The sequence below is a fragment of the Moorena sp. SIOASIH genome (assembly GCF_010671925.1).
Lineage (GTDB): Bacteria > Cyanobacteriota > Cyanobacteriia > Cyanobacteriales > Coleofasciculaceae > Moorena.
On record NZ_JAAHIH010000005.1, the window covers coordinates 422,051 to 443,418 of the forward strand.

The following is a 21,368-nucleotide window of genomic DNA, read 5'->3' on the forward strand; positions in this document are numbered from 1 at the left end:
TTGGAGCTATCAGGGCCATCTGACGACTTGCCTGTGAAAGCGTTGTGATTGGTTCTTGAGGGGGCATTGAACCCCCGGGTGGAACCGCGCATTCCTCTCACACCAAATCAAAGATTATGGTGTGAGGCTCCTGCTAAACTAGCTGATCTTCCCTATCTCCGAAATCAGTGAAGCGTGTTGATCAAGCTCAAGGGTGAAGCTCAAGGGTGAGCTTCGGTTTAAGAACCCATTTGGGCAGCAACTTCTTCAGCAAAGTTGCTTTCTTCCTTTTCTATACCTTCACCCAAGACGTAGCGAGTGAAGCGACGCACTTGGATGTTTTCACCCAACTGGGCAACACATTGCTTGACTAATTCTGCCACTGTGATGCTTTGATCACGAATGTAAGGTTGATCCATCAACGAGAGTTCTTTAAGGCGTTTGTCAATCCGACCCTGAACAATTTTCTCTTTGATGTTTTCTGGCTTTTTGCCTAGGTCATCCCTACCCATTTCAATGTCTTTTTCTTTTTGAACAATCTCTTGAGGAATGTCATCGACCTTCACGTATTCAACGTTAGGGCAAGCTGCCACTTGCATGGCGACGTTCTTGACTAGGGTCTGGAACTCGTCGCGGCGGGCAACAAAATCGGTCTCGCAGTTAATTTCTACGAGTACACCGACTCGACCACCAGTGTGGATGTAGCTGCCGATAATTCCTTCTGCTGCCACACGACCGGATTTTTTCTCAGCTGAGGTAATGCCTTTTTTCCGCAGCCATTCTATAGCTTTGGTCGTGTCTCCGTCGCTTTGTACGAGAGCTTTTTTGCAATCCATCATGCCAGCGCCGGTTTTTTCCCGTAGCTCTTTGACAAGTTGTGCTGAAATTGCCATGTTGTTTTTGTTCCTACTGTTAGTGAAACTGATTACACCGTGATATCTTCCCACACTACTCGATCCGTGAGTATGGGCTTACCAGCCCACTCTGAAAACTAGTTGATTTTTATCAAAGCATAAATTTCAGAGTGGGGCTTCAAGGTCGAAGACAACTAACTATTCTTCCTCAGTATTCTGGTTATCTCCTAGATCTTGGGATTCAATTTGCTCACTTTGTTCAGTCTCTTGAATTTGTTCCTCGTCTGGGAACTCCTCTAATCCATCTTCAAATTCTTCGTATTCGTATTCCTCTGCCGCATCTAGCTGACCATGACGGCCTTCGTAAATGGCATCAGCCAGTTTACCTATGATTAGCTTAATCGACCGGATCGCATCGTCATTAGCTGGAATCGGAATATCGGCTAAATCAGGGTCGCAGTTTGTATCTAATAGTGATACAATCGGTAGACTTAGCTTTTCACATTCCAAAATAGCGTTGTACTCCCGCTTTTGGTCTATGATTATGACTATGTCGGGAACCTTACGCATCATTTTGATGCCACCTAGATACTTCTGAAGCTTGCCTAGTTCCCGACGCAGCATAGAGCCTTCTTTTTTTGGCAGTAAGTCAAGGGCACCACTGGTTTCCCGACGCTCTAAATCTTTCAGTCGCTCCACCCTGGTCTTAATTGTCTCCCAGTTGGTGAGCATACCACCTAGCCAGCGCTGGTTGACATAGTAGGCACCACAACGGCTTGCCTCTTGGGCAATAATTCCAGCAGCTTGCCGCTTAGTACCCACAAACAGAAATCTTTTGCCCTGCTCTGATGAGGTCCGGATATAGTGATAAGCGTCCTCCATCAGCTGAGCTGTCTGTACCAAGTCAATGATGTGGACCCCATTGCGAGCAGTGTAAATGTAAGGATCCATCTTGGGGTTCCATCGGCGAGTCTGGTGACCAAAGTGAACCCCTGACTCTAGCATTTCAGCTAAAGAAACTACAGGCATAATTTTTCAACTCCTAATTCGGGTTTAACCTCCATCCAGGTGGATTTCCCTTTAGAAACACCCGAAACCCTGGATGTGCGATGTTTATAAAACCCCTTTAGGGTAACACATTCTGAATCCCTAATGGCAAAGGGATGGCATGGAGAAATTTTCTTACAAAAACATTAAAATTGTTAATTGGTAAGCTATCAGCTATCAGCGTGTCGCGTATCAGCTATCAGCGGTCAGCGATTAGCGCTACGCGCACGCTACACCGAACAGCGATCAGCCATTGGCCGTAGGCCAGGTTACTTGAGGTGCTTTTGAATAAAATAAGCTGACGGCTGTTCCCTTAGCGTGGTCAACGGCTGACCGCTGACCGCTGACCGCTGACCGCTGACCGCTGAACGCGCACGCGTGCGCGTAGCGCATATGCTTACCCTACGACTACACGGGGTAGTCGGTGCTTAAAACCACAAATAATTTCCCAGGAAATGGTGCCTAAAGACATAGCCCAGTCATCTGCTGAGATTTGCTCTTCCCCATCCTGTCCAATTAAGGTAACAATTTCCCCAACTTGTATATTAGGAATATCACTAACATCCAACATGAGCTGATCCATTGTAATTGCGCCAATCTGAGGAACTTGCTGCCCTCGGATGATGACATTGATGCGATTGGAGAGATTTCGGGGAACACCGTCAGCATAGCCAATACCGACTACGGCTAGACGCATCTGTCGATTTGAAATAAATTGATGGCCATAGCTGATACCAGTGCCAGGCGGAATAGTTTTAATTTGGGTGATCCGGGCTTTTACCTGCATCACTGGCTTAAGGTGAATAACATTTTGAAGGTGCTCTGCTGGGTAGAGACCATAGACGGCTAATCCTACACGCACCCAATCGTAGTGCAATGCTGAGTCGGTTAAGGTTGCAGCGGAATTCGCTAAGTGTAATCGGGGTGGAGTTATGCCACCAGCCTGCAATTGTGCGATCGCGTTTTTAAACCTTTGATGCTGCTGTCTCATCACTGTGGGGTCAGGACTATCAGCAGTAGCTAGATGGGAATAGACACTAGCTATTTCCAAGTTAGGTAATTGTTGGACTAGGCGTACAAACTCGATGGCATCTTGCCAAGGCATTCCCAACCGGGACATTCCTGTATCTAGTTTCAGATGCACTGGCAGGGTTTGGTTTAGACCACTCAAGGTTTCCGAAAACACTAAAGCTTGTTGAGGATTACACAGAGTTGGTTCCAATTGCCAGTGAGTGATCGCTTTGACTTGTTCTGGGGTATTAGTCGCTCCCAACAAGAGTATAGTGGCCTTAATTCCCCCTTGCCTGAGTTGAATGCCCTCTGGGACAGTAGCAACACATAGCCCCCCAGCACCAGCCTCTATAGCTGTGCGGGCAACGGTTAGAGCACCATGGCCATAGGCATCGGCTTTCACCACTGCCATTAGTTGGGTAGGATGGCGCAAAAGCTGCTGTATTTGCCGCAAATTTTGATAAAGAGCAACTTGATCAATTTCGGCCCAGGCTCGTTGGCGTAATCCAGGATATAACGGGTCAGTTAGGCAGTCAGTATCATCCCCTAGGATTTGTGTCACAGATTCCGACTGTAATGGTGTTATACCAAGCCTCTGCTGAAGCTCTCCCATAGGACTTCACTCCTCAATCACTCAGACATTACACACTCACACATTAAACACTATAGGTCCAATGGCGCTTTTAAAAGTTGCTGTGAGATGTCACAATGTTGCACGGGGCTATTAGTTCAATATAGCTGGCATTGAACGGCACCCTGCTCAGGATAATCTGATCGGTTGGCTATTCTACCTACCTAAAAAATCCTGAACTATGGGATTTGTCTGGGTAAGTATTAAAGCAGCTATTAGGATGTCTTAAGCACTAAAGATGAGATAACCCACATCTGCTGTTTTTTTGAAACATATAGTTCATGGATTTATCAAAGATTCCTGCTCAACCTAAACCAGGTCTGATCAACGTTTTAATTGAAATTCCCGCAGGTAGTAAAAATAAGTATGAGTTTGACAAGGATCTAGAAGCCTTTGCCCTTGACCGGGTACTTTATGCATCGGTACACTACCCCTATGATTACGGCTTTGTGCCTAACACTCTAGCAGATGATGGTGATCCTCTTGATGGTATGGTCATAATGGATCAACCTACGTTCCCTGGTTGTGTCATTACCGCTAGACCAATCGGGATGCTAGAAATGATCGATGGAGGTGATCGGGATGAAAAAATTCTGTGTGTTCCTGACAAGGATCCTCGCTACGCTGAGGTAAAAACTCTCCAAGATATAGCGTCCCATCGGTTGGATGAGATTGCTGAATTTTTCAACACATACAAAAATCTGGAAAAGAAAGTCACCGAAATTCTAGGATGGAAAGATGTTGATCAGGTAATGCCTTTGGTGGAAGAGTCGATCAAAAACTATAACAAGTAGGGACTGATCAAGTGGGAACTCATCTCACCGATGAGTTCCACTAGAATTTTTTTTCTTAGGCTAATGGTTGATGCTAGAAAGCTAGCAAGGCGATTAGCCATTCTCTGTTTTAAGGGCAAGCATAACAAAAAATCACCCAACCTTACTAGAGTAGGGTCAGGGAGTGATACCAACAGAAGCTCAAAGATATTATTTTTAGGGAGATAATCGGGTGAGGATGGGATGGGGTGAGCAATTATACTTGGTATGGGCATACACTGAGCTTTTGGTTTAGCTGTCGAGGTTAAGCTATAAGGAAATGGGCTGACTTGCGATAAATGAAAGCTGACCGATCAAGGGATAACCGATGCTTTACCAGTTCCCATTCTAATTGATTGAATTAATTTGATGCGTTTGTGACATAGGTCACAAACTGTTTGTTCCTAAATCCGTTAAAATTAACAAACACTTAAGATACAGTTAAGAAACAGCATAACTGATTCATAACCCGTCTAGGGGGGCTGAACGGTTCCTAATTAGAGATCTTACTACATTACTGGGGCTGTTGTGGTTGCTTTACCCCATCTAATTAGTCTTGATGTATGCAATCCACCCACTTTAACAAAAATTAGTGGTTAACCACAGATGGTTACTTAATATTACCCGAGTATCCTCTAGTGGGAATCTACCAATGGGAATAATTCCTAACTTAGGCTCACTTAATTCATAGATTCAAGATGCAAAATCTAGTAGCACCCAAACTAGGCAACTATAAGGCTACACCCAGCCTAAACAATGGCACTGGAGGGGACATGAGCGTCCGATTTTGGGGCGTTAGGGGTCAAATTTCTGCTCCTGGGACAGATACCATTCGCTATGGTGGCAATACATCTTGTGTAGAGATGCGTGTTGGTAGAAAACGCTTAATTTTTGATGGTGGAAGTGGTTTACGGGTGCTGGGAAATCATTGGCTTAAGCAAATGCCCATAGAAGCTCACATTTTTTTTTCCCATAGCAATTGGGACAGCATTCAAGGGTTTCCCTTTTTTACTCCTGCGTTTATTCCTGGTAACTGTTTTCATATCTATGGAGCAGCAGCACCTGATGGGGCATCCATCGAACAGTGTCTAGGTCAGCAAATGATTCCTCCAAATTTTCCAGTGCCCCTTCAGGTCATGCAGTCAGATCTGAAATTTCATGGGCTGAGGTCAGGTCATACAGTAACCCTAGATGATGTAACTGTGGATGCTGTCCTTCTTAATGACTCACATCAAGCAATGGGTTATCGGGTAAACTGGCAGGGATATGCTGTTGTGTACGCCACTACTCACTCCCATGGTTGGGGTGGCATTGATGAAAATCTACGATACCTATGCCGTCAGGCAGATTTGCTAATTTTGGATGCTCCCTTTCCCTTCACAGGAGATGATCTGCCTAATTATTCACCTTTGATTTGGCAAGATCAGCGTTGGCAAACTGGGATAGCAACGGCAAAGGTGGCAGGTGTTAAGCACATAGTTATGTCTCGTTATCATCCTGACTATAATGATGATTATCTCGACACACTAGAAAAGCAACTCCAGTCTTTCTATCCTAATCACTTACTGGCTCGCGAGGGGATGGTTTTGTCTGTGTGTTGAAGGGTAATGGTTATTAGGTATGACTATAGTGCTGGAATTTTAGCGGAATTTATGGAATTATATTGCTAACTATAAGGTTTTTGCCTTAACAGCTGTTGGGAAAACATGAGCAAATTGGTCCCAATAGAAGTAGATAGTGTTGATATTCCCCAGAGTGTGTTCGCGTAGCGGCTGTTCGGTGAGCATCCCGTTTATCCCACTGGCGAGGCGCGATGAAGCGAACGCGCCCCGCGTGGCCTACGGCCTCAGCTTCCGCTAAAAGCGAACGCTGTTGGTTATTACTCCCTTTCGGGGTAATGATACTGAACGCAATGGTTCACCCTGGTGGTTGTTGGTTACTGGAAATCCGTCTAGTTAAGTTTTCGATTAGATTAGCGCAATAGTTTAATAGATATCGCTATAGTTTAGCAGTCGTCCTGTCAGGTAAATATATTTCGCAATAATTTTAAAGTATTTTTTAACAAAACTCGCGGAATTCCCCACCGTCTTTCACGGTGGGGATGGATAGCGAGACGACAACTTATGACGATTCGTGCTAAAATAAAGTTGGTCGATGACCCGCCTGACTGACTAAAAGGCTACCTTATAAACGGTCTGATATCCTATCAGTTTTAGACCGCTAGGTGTATAAAGTACTAGCAGAGCTCAGGGAAGAGACAAGCCCCGGCTGGTTGACCACAGAGTCGTAATTCCAAGGTGAGTCTGTCGAAAAAACGTTTGCGTCTGCGGAAGGCGGATGTCTGCCTGTGGACGCTGAGTAAGACCGTATTGCAGCAGGCGCGCGCCTCCAAGGCCGCGAGCAATCCCTCGCGGCCTTGGGTCGCGCCTCTGTTTGAGGCGTCAGCGGATGAAGCGGGAAGCCCTATTGACGAATAAAACCGTCCCTGATTGAGTTGAGATTGGAAGCCCCAGCCTCGGCTTTGCCGACGCTACGCGAACAGCGAACGCGCCCCGCGTGACCATTCGCGTAGCGTGGCCTAAAGGCCAAGGTCAAGCAGGCTGGGGTACTTCACAGATGTCTATTTGATCAGCTTCATCAGCTGGCTTGGACTAAGTGATAGAGGAAAACGCTACCTCTGTCAGGCAATCCCTATGCCCAAAAAAAAAGAGAGCCACGTTTTTGACTCTCTCGATCATCAGGGTGCATCTACTAATTAAAATTTATCACAAATAATGAGGGGTCAGACCCCTCATAGCAAAAATCAGCCAAATGGCTGATACCAATGGGCTAAATACCTGTGCGATATTACCTGTCTGATATAGAATATTTTGCCCTTTTGGCTTATTTTCGGCTCAATTCCACTGGATCAGCCGAAAGCTGCTGCCCTAAGGGGAATCCTCTAGGACAGAAATCCAGATTTGTAATAATTCAAGGTAATGTGGCATTTGTCAAGGGGATTGAGAGCAAATTGACAGAAGCGATCGCGCGGGTGGCAGAGATAATCTCAACCTTGTGCCAGTGGGAAGATATAGCAGAAGTCAGAAGTCAGAAGTCAGAAGTCAGAAGTCAAACTCTTGCGCTTACTTAGGTTTGAGACTTTTGTCATGTCCTAACTGCCCTGGGGACTGCTATAACCAAAAACTGAGGTCAATAGTGATCACTCAGTAGGGGCGCACAACCGTGGATCTGTATAGTGGATCTGTATATTAGTAATCAACAGGAGACTCTGTTGACTGAAGTGATGCTCTAGAAAAGACTTGAAATCCTACCTACTTTAGTTGTGGAATGAGTTCAGAGGTTTTGATGAAATTTCCTGAAACTCTAGATTTCCATCAGTAGTGGGTATTAGACTTAACTTAAGTTACACCCTTGTCTGATGAAATTTGCTACTATTGCTCAAGCTAAGAGAATAATAATCTTTATACTAACGTTTTGTTTAAATGGGTGTTTTCCTCAACTTGATCAAATACTCAGAAATCCATCTTGTAGGAAAGCCGAGGAAGTCGTCAAAACAGCCCAAAATCAATTCAATAGTATAGTTTTTAATTTGACCCTAGAAAGTCCCGATCAAGAGACAATTGAAAAGATATACTCACAACTTCAAATTCTTGAAGAATCAGAAGAAAAAGCTTATCAAATATGTGAAAAAATCTAGCTATTTTTTTAATTTATATAGCTTTATTTAAAGGGAATAGGGAACAGGGAACAGGGAATAGGGAACAGGGAACAGGGAACAGGGAACAGGGAACAGGGAACAGGGAATAGGGAACAGGGAACAGGGAAAGGAGAGCAGCGATGCATCGCTTTTTTTCTCAATCCTATGTTTACATCTCAAATAAAAATGCTCTATTTATTCTTTTCCGGAAACTAATCCTGATCAAGACCATAAGATTGCAACATTTTTTCTCGCCGTTTACGAGCAATTGCTTGTAGATCAATGTTTCGATCGGTCTCATCAACAATTTCACCGGTTAGCACCTCCAGTACGTCCTCCAGGGTGACTACACCAGAAACACCCCCATATTCATCCAGTACAACCATCAGATGTTCACGGGTTTGCTGAAAGGTTTTCAGTAGCTTATCAGCCCGAACAGTTTCAGGGACAAAGCGGACTTGACGAATCAGAGAAGCAAGGGGTTGGTTATGTTTGTCTTCAATGATTGCTGTGAGTAACTCATCTTTGAGAGCAATTCCAATGACTTTATCAATAGAGTCTTCAACCACAGGCATCCGGGTGTGAGGCGAAGCAATAATGCTTGGTTTAGCCTCAGCCAAAGTGGTATTACCATATAAATAGGTGGTAAGAATTCGCGGAGTCATTAAATCAGAAGCAGTCAAATCATTTAACTGAAATACTCGTTGGATCATTTCCGCTTCATCATCTTCAATCACCCCTTCTTGATACCCAACCTTCGCTAAAAACCGGATTTCAGCCTCATTGGTGGTAGGAAGTTTTTGACCTTTAGTAAACGGAGCAGTAATTTTTTCCATCAACCACACCAGAGGCGTGAACACAACGGTTAAGAACCGAACTGGTAGAGCCACGAGTAGGGCGATGTTTTGGGCGTAGATCTGACCAAGGGTTTTAGGGACAATTTCCCCAAATACAATAATGAGAAAGGTAAATAGACCTGAAAAAACCCCCAACCAAGCCTCTCCTAAGACCCTAGCAGCAAGGGAACCAATTACGATGCTGCCAACAATGTTGAAGGTGTTGTTGAGAATAACAATGGTAGCTATGGGTCGGTTCATGTTTTTGCGAATAGCCAGTAGTGCTAACGGTGTAGGCTTGTTTGACTGCGCTAACTGTCGGACTTTAACGATAGGCACTGAAAACAAAGCCGTTTCTGCCATAGCACAGATGGCTGAACCCAACAGAACGATAAGTACTGCGATAATGACTTCAAACATGGTAAATGTGATTAGGCATGAAACCTTAGGCTGGTGCGCTAAGCGCAATTGTTACCCGCCTAATCCCTGATTAACTCACCATTATTGATTTAACAGCTAATTAGAAACTTCTGCCAGTTCAATTACACGATCGTCCACATCCTTGACCAAAAAGTTAAGGGGCTTGAGGGTGCGCACTTTGTATTTCAGCCGTCTCATCTGCACCAGCATCAAAACTTGATCCAAGCACTCATGGTCAAAGCACACGTGACGTTGTTGGTTTTTATTGCCTAAGCTAGCTCCAGAAATCACGTGGAGCTGGGTATTCTTCTTTAACTGGTACCATAGCCCATCAGTACCATTGAACTGGGTCGCTTGGGTGGTTCCCAAATTGGTTGACATATATAGGGGGTCAATGCTGGTACTCCCCATGGTCTGCTCGTAATTATAGTAGTAATGTAGGGGGACTTCTGCTGCGGATAACTCTAGCAAGCCTTCATAAAACTGTCGCGCTATTGCCAAATCAGACACCATGATGGTGTGAACTTTTGGAGCGCTGGTCAAAAACATCCACATGGCAAAGGCATAGGCGGCTAGGAGCATCACCATGATGCCTTGAGTGGAAAACAGGCTATCTAAAGGCAAAGAGGGTAAAAATGCCCCAACAGGCAGGGGCGAAGTTAGCCGGGAAATAATATCAACTGATAGAATCATAAACTTAAACAGAGTTAGCAACTGGATAAATTAGTTTAAAGGTCCTTATGAACTTTTTGTCCAATCGTAGGTAATATTATTACCATCAGACATTGACGTACGCTTTTTCTCAATTTTAGCTTCAACTGAAGGAGCATCGGAGCACCAAAGGTTGTAGACTTGGTATCGGCATCCATCTCCTTCATCTTGAGGTCTAGTCGGGACCTAGCATACTAGGTCCCGACATTGATCAACTCCAATGCCAGTTAACCATTGGCATTTCCCCTTTCTCAACACGAGGGCGTTGTGGTGAGATCAGGATGCATCTACAGATGCGACCCGTGATGGCGAGCAATCCCTTGACCGTAGGTCACGCGGGGCGCGTTCGCCATCACGGAAAGCGCACCTATCTAATTCTCCTAATTACAGGTTTTATTGAAAGATTGTGCAAATTCCCCATTTTCCTGAATCTAAGCATCCACTTATTAAATCACTGTTTCATCATAGTGATCAGGAATTGCTGACTTTGTTTCAGCGTCATCGGTCTGAAGGGAAGTACTTTACAGCAATTTTCTGTCGCTACAGTCCTATTGTCTATACATTAGTGCGGCACTCAGCGCGATCGCCTGTACAGGCGGAATATCTATTTGCTCTGACTTGGCGTCACATCTATCACGAACTGGGTGGCATGGATTTGCGGGAGGATTATGGACTAGAGTCAACGTCCTTCCAAAACCAGATCATAAACCTAACGGCGGTTTGTATTAACCAGGCAGACTTGCCACCAGTGGAATCTATTCACTATAACCTAAAGGTAGCACCACCACCCTTGTGGTGTTATCTGGAGATGGCATTGGAACAGCTACCACCAGCGGTGCGGTTGATGGTAATCATGGCTGGGACCTTTCACTGGAGTGAAACGCGAATTGCGGCTTATCTGCAAGCGGAGGGAGAAATGATTACTCCAGCTCAAGTGAGAACTGAACTCCAAGAAGGCTATGAACTGTTGGAAGCTGCTTTACCCGATGATATTCGGGTGGTCTATCTGGGGGTCGAAGCCAAGAATCGAGAAGAATCTGATCTGTTTGCAGTACCGGTTTTGAGTGAATAAGGGGCGGTTAGTTTGCACCCTTGATCGGGGTACTTTGATCATAACTTCCATAATAGCAGAAATGTTGATCAAACGGAGTCTTTTGGTATGGCGAATCGTAGCAGGTTGCTGACTAGTCTTTCCGGAATCATAGCGCTAGCCTTTTTTCCATTGATAATGTTGGCAAGCCCGATGGCTTGGGGTCAGACTCGGAGCATCGACCAACAACTGGCAATCCCTTTAGACAATCTTCGTGACCGCAAAGCAAGAAATAGGGCAGATTTTTTCCTGGAACAGTCAGAGCTGGCCAAACAGAGTGGTAAGTTGAACGAAGCGATCGCGTATTTGTCCCAAGCGGGAGAAATTTATCAGCAAATTGGTGACTTTGAGGGATTGGGTAAAACTTACAATTCCCTAGGTCAGACTTACGCCAAGTTGGGACGCTATCAGGAGGCAGAGCGAGCCTTGCGCCGAGGCTTGGGTGCTGCCCGTTCTCAACAAAGTTTTCAGCCACAGATTTATAGTATAAATAATATTGGAATATTATTGCTGCAAACGAGAAACCTCAAAGCAGCCCAAGAAGCTTTTATGGAAGCACTGACCATTTCCCGTACTATTAAGGATGATGACGGTGAAGGGTTGAGTCTGAATAATCTAGGCTTAGTGGCAGCTGAAGGGGGAAATTATCCCGAGGCGATTAAGTGGTATGAAGCTGCCCTAGTTTTACGGCGTCGCTCTCGGGATAAGTTAGGTGAGACGAATATTCGGAATAATTTGGGAGATGCCTATCTAGCGGCTAGACGGGAAAAAGATGCTTTGTATTCTTACCGAATTGCCCAGATACTGGCAGAAAAAGTTGACAATGCCTTCAATCAGATTCGTGCTATTAAGGGTATAGCTTTAACCCATATCGCTACAGGTAAGAATCGGCAAGCGGTGAAAGCACTGAAGGAATATCTGGCTTTGGCACAAGAACAAAACAATCGCCGTGAAGAGCTTGTTGCTCTAAAGTTGTTTGCCCAGTTATACCAAGACACTGGTAATTTGTTGGAAGCTCGGAGTTTTTATGAAAAAGCGATCGCAGTGGCTCATGCTTTAGGAGATATTCAGGAAGAAACATTGTTAATCAGCGATTTAGCTCAAATTATTTATGTTACTCCTTAGTAGTTAGTCCTTGGTCTTGAATCCAGTTTTTGAGACTAGTATAAGTTGATTGGGCTATCTGTTTGACCTGGTTTTGAAGTTTCCATTTTTGGAACGCTCTTTCATACTCTTCGCCCTGTATTTGATAAGTATTCCACGCCCTGAGTGCTATCCACAAACCCCAGAACAATAAAATATATAAAGACCAAGACAGGTAACCAGCGTTAATTAGATTAATCGCTAATAAAAAACTATTAACGATTACAAACTTTCCAAAACTTTTTTTTAATTGGCTACGTCGGTAACTATTGAATTCATGACGTTTTTGCTGTTCTTGTTGCTGGGCTAGCCATTCTCGTTCTGCCTCCAAGATAGTGTGGGTGGAAATTCCTAATTCAGCAGCAATTTCCAGCAGCTGTTCACGGGAAAATTCTTCAACCATTTCCTGACGTGCCAGGGCTAGATTCAGGATGTGCTGGATGTCTTGTTGGTTGTAAGAGTGGGTGATTTTGGTTTCAAAGACGGACATCATTTAGTCAGTTTCACTAGTAGGAAGGGGGGTAGTGCTTAAAGAAGATGTTACTCTAAACACTAAGAGCGGTGCTTAATTTTATTATGCCGATGGAAACACAGAGGGGTCAAACCCCTGCATTCCTAAAACCGCACTAAGGGTGGACGGATTTTACGGCATTTGAGCAATCGGCAAATCTTTTACATTTCGTTACGATAGAACCATGAAAGACGAAACTACTATCGGGTTGCCTTCAGGTAGGTTAATTGTTCATTGCTCTTGGTTGATTGTTGATTGGCAAAAGCGATAAACCCTTTACTGCCAAGGATAACTGGCAATCGTATCATGATCTATTTTTCATGAACTATTTTTTATGAAATGTTAATCATGAACCATACCCTATCTACTACCTTAGAAGCCAACTTGGTATAAAAAAACGTCTTAGGAGAGTTTGAGGTAGTCTGCATGAACGGCAGTATTCGTGTTGGGAATTTATTTGGGATTCCCTTTTATGTGAATCCAAGCTGGTTTCTAGTCTTAGCTTTAGTCACCTTTGATTTCGGAGGTGACTTAGCAAATTTTTCAGGATTGAGCGGTGTTTTGCCATGGTTTTTAGGATTTGTTACTGCACTTTTGTTATTTGCCTCTGTCTTAGCTCATGAACTAGGACACAGCTTTGTAGCGATCCAGCAGGGAATTGAGGTTAAATCTATCACTCTCTTTCTATTTGGTGGTCTAGCTAGCCTGGAGAAAGAATCAAAAAGTCCACTAGAGGCGTTCTTAGTTGCGATTGCTGGTCCAGCTGTTAGTTTGCTACTATTTGCTCTACTATATGCCGTTCAGGCTAATGCTAATCTAGCTAGTTCATTGGCATCAATTGTTGGACTCCTCGCCTCCATCAACTTGGCTTTAGCATTGTTCAACTTAATTCCTGGCTTACCCCTAGATGGGGGTAACATCCTGAAGGCACTGGTTTGGCAAGTTACCGACAACCCACACAAAGGTGTGTTAATTGCTAGCCGTGTTGGTCAGTTCTTTGGTTGGGGAGGAATTTTTTATGGACTGTTTCCAATCCTACTGTATGGTAGCTTTAATGGCATCTGGTTTGCCTTAATTGGTTTGTTCTTGCTGCAAAATGCTGGCATGTCTGCCCAATCTGCTATCGTTCAAGACCAGCTAGAGGGGTTGACAGCAAAAGATGCGGTCATTCCCAACAGCCCAATTGTATTCGCTGATTTGTCTCTAAGGGAGTTTGCCAACGAGTACATTATCGGTAAAAATCAGTGGCGCAAGTTTCTAGTAACCGATGAAGCCAGTAAACTGCTAGGAGTTGTGGTAGTCGATGATCTCAAAACTGTTCCTACCTCTAATTGGCCGGTGACTCCAGTAAGAGCACTGATGAAGTCTGTTAAAACTTTTAGAACTGTTCAATCGGATCATTCCCTGTTAGAGGTTGTCAAAATTCTGGAGAAAGAGCAGCTAGATCAGCTACCTGTGGTTAGTGACAAGGGTGTAGTTCTGGGAATTCTGGATACAGCTTCCATTCGCAGTATCCTCGAAGAACGAAAAAAGGCTATTGACGGTAATATCAAGTCAGGTTGAATACCCATAACTAGAGGGAAGGTGGGAAGTGTGGGAAGTGTGGGGAGGGTGGGAAGTGTGGGGAGATGGGGAGATGGGGAGATGGGGAGATGGGGGAGATTTTTATTAAGCGATGCAGCGCGGTCTTGGGGGTTCCCCCCATGAGCGACTGCCGTGGTTTCCCCCATGAGCGACTGCATCAAGACAGGGTAATTATCCCGACATGATATAAAAGGTAATGGGTAATGGATAACTGACCCAACTAGATCACCCAACTAGATCACCCAACTAGGCTTGAGACCCAAATTTTTGGTCAAAAGACTGTGCCATCACTTTCTATGTGAATCGGGGAAGAGCCTCCTGGTCTCAATTGAGCAGCAATTCTACGTCCTGCTGTCCAAGTTCCTCCTTGTAAGACTTTTACTAGTGGCAATTCAGTAGCACTCAGGTTCAGTTGTTGACGAATAGTTGCTGCTATTTGATCTAGCAAACTAACGGTGAGTGCTCGCCACTCAATAATCACTTCGGAGCTGGGTAAGTGAGACTGTTGTAAAATAGCGCTATCCTTGACCTCTAGTAATCCTAGATCTAAACATAAGCCCCCATTGCGATATTCTGCTAAGCCAGTCAACTGCTCAAGTTCAGTAATCTCTACACCCAGTTCCTGCAATGGCTCTAATAGGGAGTAAGTTAACCACTGGGAGAGTTTGTGAAATGGTACATACTCGGAACCGTAGTTATCCCCTTTGAGAGCAGAATGTTGCCACACATCCCCTAAATTGACCCCCGCGATGGATTCTCGTTTTGGCCAAATATCCCCTAATCCCTCCAGGACGGTGCTGAATAGGTTAGTGGCACTTAGAAGGTTGGCCGGTTCACAGGTTGCAGGTTGTAGGTTGGCTGGTTGTAGGTTAGCTGGTTGACAAGTTGCAGGTTGCTCCTGGAGAGGTTGTAAATCTGTCAGTGGCTTGACCCAACTTTGGTTGTCTTGGCAACTTTCAGGGTTCAAGTTGCTAAGCTGCAATCCCTTGGTAACCTGCAACTTATCTAGCAAGTGGTAATTTACCAAGTAATTTACTAAGTTGCCAGGACGAGGATTGACTTTGCCAAACATCTGTGGTAATATCACCATGGCTTGCCCTAAGCGCTGTAGTAAGGCTAGCCTACCCTCTATGCCTATGAGTGGATTGGTTTGACTAACCTGAAATCCCTGGGCTAAGTGATGGGCACTCAAGGATTGAAGTCCTTTGGCATCGACTTGCCAAGGTAGGTCTGGGTCGCTGGAGAAAGCTCCCTGACAGAACATGCGGAAACTAGCAACGGCTAATCCTTCGGAACGGCGAAACACTAGTCCGGTTTCTGGTTCATGATACTGCCAATTGCTGCCAGCGCCAGCATCGAGTAGGACACTAATGATGACTAAGTCGAATTTGGTTTGGGCTTTTTGGAGTGGAGTGAATCCTACCAATTTCTGGTCTAGTTCCCGAAGACGAGGGACATTTCCTACCTCAAAATGCCGCCAGCGACTATGAAATGGAATCTGGAAATCGGGGTAGTGCTGGTGCATTACCTCGATGACATAGTTAGCTACTTGCTCTAGCTTGGTTAAATTGCAGCGAAAGTACTGCAACTGGTCAGCACTAGCTAAGGTGAAAATGCGATCGCATCTCTCCCGAATTGCCCATGGGGTTCTTAAGTAAGCGATTAACTGCTGTTGTGCATTATCCAGAGGTGACATAGGCAACAGAGAATTAGGGAATAGGCAATTCGGGAGTGACTAAGGACTATTGACTATTGACTAAAATAACTAATCGGCTAAATTGCGCCCTTGAACTTGAGCCAATGCGATCGCATCGAGTTCACTTGTATTTTCAGTGTAATAACCAGCGGCTTTTTTGGCAGCGATTTCTACTTGGGCATCAGCGGGAATCAAGTGTTCTGGAATGGGAATGCGCTGAATAATCTCAATACCGGATTCAACGATAGCATTATATTTCATATCGCTCATGGAGACAAAACGGTCAATTCGTTTAATTCCCAACCAATGGAGCACATCAGGCATTAGTTCTTGGAAGCGCATATCTTGAACCCCAGCCACACACTCTGTACGGTTGAAGTAGGCATTAGCGCTATCACCTCCTTCTTGACGTTTCCGCGCATTGTACACTAAAAACTTAGTTACTTCACCTAAGGCGCGACCTTCTTTACGGAAATAAACAATGACACCTGCACCTCCAGCTTGGGCTGTCTGGACACAGACTTCTAGACCATGGACTAGATAGGGACGACAGGTGCAGATGTCGGAACCGAAAACATCGGAACCATTACATTCATCATGAACTCGTACAGCAAGCAGTCGATTCGGTTCAGTAATGGCTGCTACATCACCAATTAAATAGACAGTGATGCCACCAATGGGGGGTAAGAATACCTTTAAATCGGGGCGGGTGATCAGTTCCGGGAACATGCCACCAGTTTGCTGGAATAGAGCACGGCGCAGGTAACTTTCCTGAATGTTCAATCGCTGGGCAATTCCCGGTAGATACCAAACCGGGTCAATTGCTACTTTAGTGACTACTAAACTACCATCGTTTTTAATAATTTTGCCATCAATTGCTAAACGCTTTTTCTCTACAGCATCCTGTAGTTCTGGCATATTGATATGAGCTTTGGTGATGGCAATTGTGGGTCTAATGTCGTATCCCTGCTGATATAAATCGCTATAAACTTCACCTACCATCGCCCCAAAGGGGTCGAGAGAAACAATCAAATTAGGGTCAGTCCAACTGGGATGAGGACCAATTGGAACGATGGGAGCAGTGTTAGTGAGATCCGGGCGGTGATTCGGCTGGAGTGTGCCACTGGCTACGGCTAAGGCTCGATACACTGAATAGGAACCTGAGTGAGTACCAATAACATTGCGATGAGCTGAGTTAACTAAGGTACCGACAATGGGTCCTCGTTTGAGGGGGTCACTTTCTCCCCAGTTAATTGCTGGAGAATTTAATCTAGAAGAGCTAGGATGGGAGGTTAAAACAATATGCTTGGGTTTGCTGATAGTTGTTGAATCTTCCATTAGAGTTACTCTGTAGAATGCACCAACGAGTGTCTAGGTCTTAGATGCTAAGACTTAGTTAATAGGGATAAATTACTATAGTAACAATTTCTAACAGAAGTATAAGTATTTTCTATTACTATTGCTCTAGTGGGCAAGAATTGCGGAACCAGTGCCTTGAGCTGTAACATACAAAAAACCAAATTACGCCACCATGACTCCAACCTCAGGGGTTTCGTATTTTTGGATTTCTCATATTTTTAGCGTCCGCGCCCTTAACTTAGCGGCATTCATATTATGTATGTATGAACAAATTTCGCCTTCTCTGTTTTATCTTCTCGCTATTCTTGGCCATCTTTGCTGTTACCAGGATTTCTTATGCCCAGATAACCGATCCCATTCCCGAGCCAATTAAAAAGTCAGAACTCTCTGTGGGATTGGAAGAAGTTGTTCAAATTCCCAATAGTGGAACTGGAAGAAAGAAAGCTGCTCGCTTGAACCTGCTTACCCATGCAGGAGATGGTACCCGACGATTATTTGTTAACGATATGCGTGGCAAGTTGTATGTCATTGTTGACGGCACTGCTACTGTTTATATGAATCTGAAAAAACTAATTTGTGCAGACTTTACTTATGAAACTCCTCAACAGGGCTTCGCTTATTTTGCTTTTCATCCAGAATTTGCTGACAATGGAATTTTTTATACTGTAACTAGCGAAGTTAAAACTGGCGGTACTCCTGACTTACCCGTTACCAAACCAATTATTGACAATAACAAGAACATTATCGAAAGTGCCCACCACGATGTAATTCGCGAGTGGAAGGCAACAAACCCTTCTAGCAATACTTTTGTCGGAACATCCCGTGAGATTTTGCGCATTGAAGAGCCTTACCCAGATCATAATGTTGGACAATTGGGCTTTAATCCCAATGCTAAACGAGGGGATGATGATTATGGTTTACTCTACATTGCAGTAGCTGATGGCGGTAGTGATGGCTACCCTGTTAGCGATACCGATCCCTTGGATAATGGACAGGATCTGGGAACACCGCTGGGCAAAATTCTCAGAATCGATCCCTTTGGCAAAAATAGTGTTAATGGTCAATATGGTATTCCTCGTGATAATCCTTTTGTTACAGATGAAGAGCCTAAAACCTTGGGTGAAATCTGGGCTTATGGACTGCGTAATCCCCATCGTTTTAGCTGGGATACTGGTGGCGAAGGCAAAATGTTGATTGCTGATACTGGTCAGGCTTTTATTGAAGAAATTAATCTTGGTATCAAAGGAGCTAACTATGGTTGGGGCGAGCGGGAAGGTACTTGGGTTATAAAGGAAAATAATGAAAATGTTTTGTTTGCATTACCCAAAAACGATCGCTCCTATGGCTATACTTATCCCGTTGCCCAATATGACCATGACATCCCCCCCGACATAAAAGGCTTCTATGGAATTGCGATCGCTGGTGGTTATGTTTATCGGGCCAAGGCAATTCCCGAATTAATTGGTCAATACATTTTTGCTGATTTCGCTCATGATGCAAGATTTTTCCACGTTCCTGTAGATGAACTTGTCAATGGCAAACAGGCAAAAATAAAAGAACTCAGACTCTTTGACGGAGAGCAAGAAGCTTCTTTTCTCGAAATCATTGGTAAAAAACGCTCTGATGTGCGATTCGGGGTGGACGAAGAAGGAGAAATCTATGTGACATCAAAACAAGATGGTAAAGTTAGGAAACTCGTTCGTTCACCAAAATCCCCTATTGACCAGAATAGTTTGGAATAATGATGGTTATGGAATTCACATTATTGTAGGTTAGGTTGAAGGATAAAACCGAACAGGAGCCAGAGAGCGATAGGTTTTGGTATCGCTCTACCCATCCTACAAATTCAGTATTATTAATCTGAATTCTGAATTCTATACTCCTACTAAGTCTCTGATGAATGCAGGAGAATAGGTATGACTTTCTAGCGCATCCCTTTAATCTTAAGACGGATACGATAAAGACTGTTTCTTGCTGTAATGTAAAGGGTTTGGTAGTCACTGTCGCCCCATGCTAAATTAGCAGGCGCTTCTGGTGTTTCAATAATGCCAAGTAGATCCCCTTGTGGTGAGAAAATCCAAACTCCTCCTGGTCCAGTACTGTAAACATTGCCCTGGATATCTACCTTCATACCATCTGCTGCCCCCTCCTGACTAGGAGGTTTCAGTTCGGCAAAAAGTTTTCCATTCTCTAACATCCCGTCTGGCTTGACATCAAAAACCCGAATATGACCTCTTTCTGAATCATTCACATATAATTTAGTTTCATCTGGGGAAAAAACAATACCATTAGGGCGGACAAAGTCATCAACTAGCAGAGTTATTGTCCCATCTGGTGCTAGGCGATAAACACCATAAAAGCCTAATTCTTCTTGTTCCGATTTGATGCCATAGGGAGGATCGGTAAAATAGATACTACCATCTGATTTGACTGCTAGATCGTTGGGACTATTCAGCCGCTTCCCTTGGTAGTGACTAGCTAGAGTTACGATTTTTCCATCTTTTTGTGTTAGGGATAGACGACGATTACTATGTTCAGCAGTAACTAAACGCCCTGAGCGGTCTAACGTATTACCATTAGCATTGCCAGAAGGTTGACGAAAAATCTCGGTTTTTTGCTCTGGTTGCCATTTATAAATAGTATTAGCTGGAATATCACTAAATAGCAGAAATCCGTCGGGATGCCAAACAGGTCCTTCAGTAAACTTAAAACCTCCTGCTACCTTTTCCAGTTGACTATTGGGAGCAATAATTTTTCCTAGATTATTTTGTTTGGTGTAAAATTTATAAACCATTAGGTGTCGATAAGTTTCACCTGGATTCAAGATAATCGAAGGAAAGTTAGGCTGATTGACTGAGTCAGGAAAATGTTGTGTCTCTAGGCACAAACCTTGATGATTTGTATAAACAACATCTCCTTTACCCACAGTTCTAAGCTTAGGAAGATTTCCAGAAAAAAACTGTATTCCTGGCTGATTAGTGTGAATCTCCATCACTCGACCAGATTTTGGTTCATATAAAGTAGCTGCCAGTTTGATTTTTTCCGATTCTCCATTCAAGACATAATTGAGGTCGTAGCCTCCTGGATAGTTTTGCTTTAGGGTATTTCTAAGCTGATTAATGCCATCTCCAATCAACTGAGGCTGAGTAAAGTCGTAGGGTGTATCTTTAACTGATTTAATCTTTCCTGTAGGGATTCGCTGTTCGTTGTTAGGCGTATATCTATCGGCATTGATCGTTAAATATTGTCCTAGAATATTCCCAGAAGCATGACCAGCCAAGTTCCAATATGAATGATTCACCAAGTTGACAGGAGTAGGTTTGTTAGTGGTAGCGGTCATTTCCAGCTTTAACTCATTATCGTTAGTCAGAGTGTAAATGGCTGTCACTGTCAAATCACCTGGATATCCTTCTTCTGAGTCAGGACTCAGATAAGTTAGTTTTAGTGCCTGTCCTTGGCTACTGTTAATTGGTTCAGCTTTCCAAATCACTTTGTCAAAACCTTTTTTACCACCATGTATGTGATGGGGAGGGGCATTAGTAGCTAGATCATACTTTTGACCATTGAGAGTGAACTGAGCATCTTTAATCCTATTAGCGACGCGACCAACAATTGCACCATAATATAGGTAGCGCTTAGCGGTCAAATAATCTTCTAGACTATCAAATCCCAGCACTACATCGTCTAGCTCACCGCTGTTGTCAGGCAAGTGTAATTCAGTAAGAGTCGCACCATAGTTGGTTATCTTAGCTACTAAACCATTAGTATTGGTTAAAGTATAGAGATAAACTTTTTGAGCATCTTTAGTCTGGCCAAATTCAATCTTCGTTACACTGTTGTTTTCTTGGGACTGGTAGTTATTTGCTGTGGCGTAAGATTGCTCAGGGTTAAATCTCTTGTATAAATCTGATTTTACTAAAAGTACAGTCATTACCATTGCGGTAAAGACTGTAATTATTTTTGTTAACATTGAGCTAGTAAGCATAG

At 43.9% G+C, this 21,368-nt stretch carries 20 protein-coding genes; 8 read left to right on the forward strand and 12 right to left on the reverse strand.

Going from position 1 to position 21,368, the window contains the following annotated elements:
- Positions 1–218: 218 nt before the first annotated feature.
- The 4 genes from tsf to alr form a co-directional block, all read right to left on the reverse strand.
- A complete protein-coding gene (gene tsf, locus F6J90_RS28900; RefSeq protein WP_293101628.1) occupies positions 219–872 on the reverse strand; it encodes a translation elongation factor Ts in 654 nt (217 codons plus the stop codon).
- 159 nt (positions 873–1,031) lie between these two features.
- On the reverse strand, positions 1,032–1,862 hold the full coding sequence (gene rpsB, locus F6J90_RS28905) for a 30S ribosomal protein S2 (protein WP_293101631.1): 831 nt from the start codon (positions 1,860–1,862) through the stop codon (positions 1,032–1,034).
- Between the two features lie 264 nt (positions 1,863–2,126).
- On the reverse strand, positions 2,127–2,273 hold the full coding sequence (locus F6J90_RS28910) for a hypothetical protein (protein WP_293101634.1): 147 nt from the start codon (positions 2,271–2,273) through the stop codon (positions 2,127–2,129).
- 4 nt (positions 2,274–2,277) lie between these two features.
- The gene (gene alr, locus F6J90_RS28915) at positions 2,278–3,504 is read right to left on the reverse strand and encodes an alanine racemase (RefSeq protein WP_293101637.1); all 1,227 of its coding nucleotides are present in this window, start codon (positions 3,502–3,504) and stop codon (positions 2,278–2,280) included.
- A 299-nt stretch (positions 3,505–3,803) separates the two neighbouring features.
- Between alr and F6J90_RS28920 the strand changes: the two genes are divergently transcribed.
- Positions 3,804–4,316 (forward strand): inorganic diphosphatase, encoded by a 513-nt coding sequence (locus F6J90_RS28920; RefSeq protein WP_293101640.1) that lies wholly within the window; start codon positions 3,804–3,806, stop codon positions 4,314–4,316.
- Here the strand turns inward: F6J90_RS28920 and F6J90_RS28925 are convergent.
- Positions 4,304–4,570 (reverse strand): hypothetical protein, encoded by a 267-nt coding sequence (locus F6J90_RS28925; RefSeq protein ID WP_293101643.1) that lies wholly within the window; start codon positions 4,568–4,570, stop codon positions 4,304–4,306. The genes F6J90_RS28920 and F6J90_RS28925 overlap by 13 nt on opposite strands.
- 462 nt (positions 4,571–5,032) lie before the next feature.
- On the opposite strand from F6J90_RS28925, the gene F6J90_RS28930 reads away from it, so the two are divergent.
- Both F6J90_RS28930 and F6J90_RS28935 read left to right on the forward strand, forming a co-directional pair.
- Positions 5,033–5,935, forward strand: a complete 903-nt coding sequence (locus F6J90_RS28930; RefSeq protein WP_293101646.1) for an MBL fold metallo-hydrolase — start codon at positions 5,033–5,035, stop codon at positions 5,933–5,935.
- A gap of 1,238 nt (positions 5,936–7,173) precedes the next feature.
- Positions 7,174–7,464 (forward strand): hypothetical protein, encoded by a 291-nt coding sequence (locus F6J90_RS28935; RefSeq protein ID WP_293101648.1) that lies wholly within the window; start codon positions 7,174–7,176, stop codon positions 7,462–7,464.
- A gap of 590 nt (positions 7,465–8,054) precedes the next feature.
- Here the strand turns inward: F6J90_RS28935 and F6J90_RS28940 are convergent.
- The 3 genes from F6J90_RS28940 to F6J90_RS28950 all read right to left on the reverse strand — a co-directional run bounded on the left by F6J90_RS28940 (position 8,055) and on the right by F6J90_RS28950 (position 9,980).
- Positions 8,055–8,192 carry a hypothetical protein gene (locus F6J90_RS28940; protein ID WP_293101651.1) on the reverse strand — a complete coding sequence of 46 codons (138 nt, stop codon included), beginning with the start codon at positions 8,190–8,192 and terminating at the stop codon, positions 8,055–8,057.
- A gap of 51 nt (positions 8,193–8,243) precedes the next feature.
- Positions 8,244–9,287, reverse strand: a complete 1,044-nt coding sequence (locus F6J90_RS28945) for a hemolysin family protein (protein ID WP_293101654.1) — start codon at positions 9,285–9,287, stop codon at positions 8,244–8,246.
- Between the two features lie 96 nt (positions 9,288–9,383).
- Complete coding sequence (locus F6J90_RS28950) at positions 9,384–9,980, reverse strand: glyoxalase-like domain protein (protein ID WP_293101657.1); 597 nt, start codon at positions 9,978–9,980, stop codon at positions 9,384–9,386.
- 424 nt (positions 9,981–10,404) lie between these two features.
- On the opposite strand from F6J90_RS28950, the gene F6J90_RS28955 reads away from it, so the two are divergent.
- Complete coding sequence (locus tag F6J90_RS28955) at positions 10,405–11,070, forward strand: sigma-70 family RNA polymerase sigma factor (protein WP_293018805.1); 666 nt, start codon at positions 10,405–10,407, stop codon at positions 11,068–11,070.
- Between the two features lie 87 nt (positions 11,071–11,157).
- The gene (locus F6J90_RS28960) at positions 11,158–12,213 is read left to right on the forward strand and encodes a tetratricopeptide repeat protein (protein ID WP_293101660.1); all 1,056 of its coding nucleotides are present in this window, start codon (positions 11,158–11,160) and stop codon (positions 12,211–12,213) included.
- Here the strand turns inward: F6J90_RS28960 and F6J90_RS28965 are convergent.
- Positions 12,203–12,724, reverse strand: a complete 522-nt coding sequence (locus F6J90_RS28965) for a 2TM domain-containing protein (RefSeq protein WP_366513905.1) — start codon at positions 12,722–12,724, stop codon at positions 12,203–12,205. The two genes, F6J90_RS28960 and F6J90_RS28965, sit on opposite strands and share 11 nt — an antisense overlap.
- A gap of 444 nt (positions 12,725–13,168) precedes the next feature.
- Between F6J90_RS28965 and F6J90_RS28970 the strand changes: the two genes are divergently transcribed.
- Both F6J90_RS28970 and F6J90_RS28975 read left to right on the forward strand, forming a co-directional pair.
- Positions 13,169–14,305, forward strand: coding sequence for a site-2 protease family protein (locus F6J90_RS28970; protein WP_293101663.1), 1,137 nt, complete (start codon positions 13,169–13,171; stop codon positions 14,303–14,305).
- A 21-nt stretch (positions 14,306–14,326) separates the two neighbouring features.
- On the forward strand, positions 14,327–14,449 hold the full coding sequence (locus tag F6J90_RS28975) for a hypothetical protein (RefSeq protein ID WP_293101666.1): 123 nt from the start codon (positions 14,327–14,329) through the stop codon (positions 14,447–14,449).
- Positions 14,450–14,597: 148 nt separating this feature from the next.
- Here the strand turns inward: F6J90_RS28975 and F6J90_RS28980 are convergent, their stop codons facing one another.
- Together F6J90_RS28980 and F6J90_RS28985 are read right to left on the reverse strand one after the other, a co-directional pair.
- Positions 14,598–16,022, reverse strand: coding sequence for a URC4/urg3 family protein (locus tag F6J90_RS28980; RefSeq protein WP_293101669.1), 1,425 nt, complete (start codon positions 16,020–16,022; stop codon positions 14,598–14,600).
- A gap of 69 nt (positions 16,023–16,091) precedes the next feature.
- Positions 16,092–17,360, reverse strand: a complete 1,269-nt coding sequence (locus tag F6J90_RS28985) for a GTP cyclohydrolase II (RefSeq protein ID WP_293101672.1) — start codon at positions 17,358–17,360, stop codon at positions 16,092–16,094.
- Positions 17,361–17,644: 284 nt separating this feature from the next.
- On the opposite strand from F6J90_RS28985, the gene F6J90_RS28990 reads away from it, so the two are divergent.
- A complete protein-coding gene (locus tag F6J90_RS28990) occupies positions 17,645–19,123 on the forward strand; it encodes a PQQ-dependent sugar dehydrogenase (protein ID WP_293101675.1) in 1,479 nt (492 codons plus the stop codon).
- A gap of 182 nt (positions 19,124–19,305) precedes the next feature.
- On the opposite strand, the gene F6J90_RS28995 is transcribed toward F6J90_RS28990, so the two are convergent.
- Positions 19,306–21,312, reverse strand: coding sequence for a galactose-1-epimerase (locus tag F6J90_RS28995; protein WP_293101677.1), 2,007 nt, complete (start codon positions 21,310–21,312; stop codon positions 19,306–19,308).
- Positions 21,313–21,368 lie beyond the last annotated feature (56 nt).

Coding starts and splice junctions, on each gene's coding strand:
- tsf (WP_293101628.1), bottom strand. CDS start 872: ATGGCAATTTCAGCACAACTTGTCAAAGAGCTACGGGAAAAAACCGGC.
- rpsB (WP_293101631.1), bottom strand. CDS start 1,862: ATGCCTGTAGTTTCTTTAGCTGAAATGCTAGAGTCAGGGGTTCACTTT.
- F6J90_RS28910 (WP_293101634.1), bottom strand. CDS start 2,273: ATGCGCTACGCGCACGCGTGCGCGTTCAGCGGTCAGCGGTCAGCGGTC.
- alr (WP_293101637.1), bottom strand. CDS start 3,504: ATGGGAGAGCTTCAGCAGAGGCTTGGTATAACACCATTACAGTCGGAA.
- F6J90_RS28920 (WP_293101640.1), top strand. CDS start 3,804: ATGGATTTATCAAAGATTCCTGCTCAACCTAAACCAGGTCTGATCAAC.
- F6J90_RS28925 (WP_293101643.1), bottom strand. CDS start 4,570: ATGCCCATACCAAGTATAATTGCTCACCCCATCCCATCCTCACCCGAT.
- F6J90_RS28930 (WP_293101646.1), top strand. CDS start 5,033: ATGCAAAATCTAGTAGCACCCAAACTAGGCAACTATAAGGCTACACCC.
- F6J90_RS28945 (WP_293101654.1), bottom strand. CDS start 9,287: ATGTTTGAAGTCATTATCGCAGTACTTATCGTTCTGTTGGGTTCAGCC.
- F6J90_RS28950 (WP_293101657.1), bottom strand. CDS start 9,980: ATGATTCTATCAGTTGATATTATTTCCCGGCTAACTTCGCCCCTGCCT.
- F6J90_RS28960 (WP_293101660.1), top strand. CDS start 11,158: ATGGCGAATCGTAGCAGGTTGCTGACTAGTCTTTCCGGAATCATAGCG.
- F6J90_RS28965 (WP_366513905.1), bottom strand. CDS start 12,724: ATGATGTCCGTCTTTGAAACCAAAATCACCCACTCTTACAACCAACAA.
- F6J90_RS28970 (WP_293101663.1), top strand. CDS start 13,169: ATGAACGGCAGTATTCGTGTTGGGAATTTATTTGGGATTCCCTTTTAT.
- F6J90_RS28980 (WP_293101669.1), bottom strand. CDS start 16,022: ATGTCACCTCTGGATAATGCACAACAGCAGTTAATCGCTTACTTAAGA.
- F6J90_RS28985 (WP_293101672.1), bottom strand. CDS start 17,360: ATGGAAGATTCAACAACTATCAGCAAACCCAAGCATATTGTTTTAACC.
- F6J90_RS28990 (WP_293101675.1), top strand. CDS start 17,645: ATGAACAAATTTCGCCTTCTCTGTTTTATCTTCTCGCTATTCTTGGCC.
- F6J90_RS28995 (WP_293101677.1), bottom strand. CDS start 21,312: ATGACTGTACTTTTAGTAAAATCAGATTTATACAAGAGATTTAACCCT.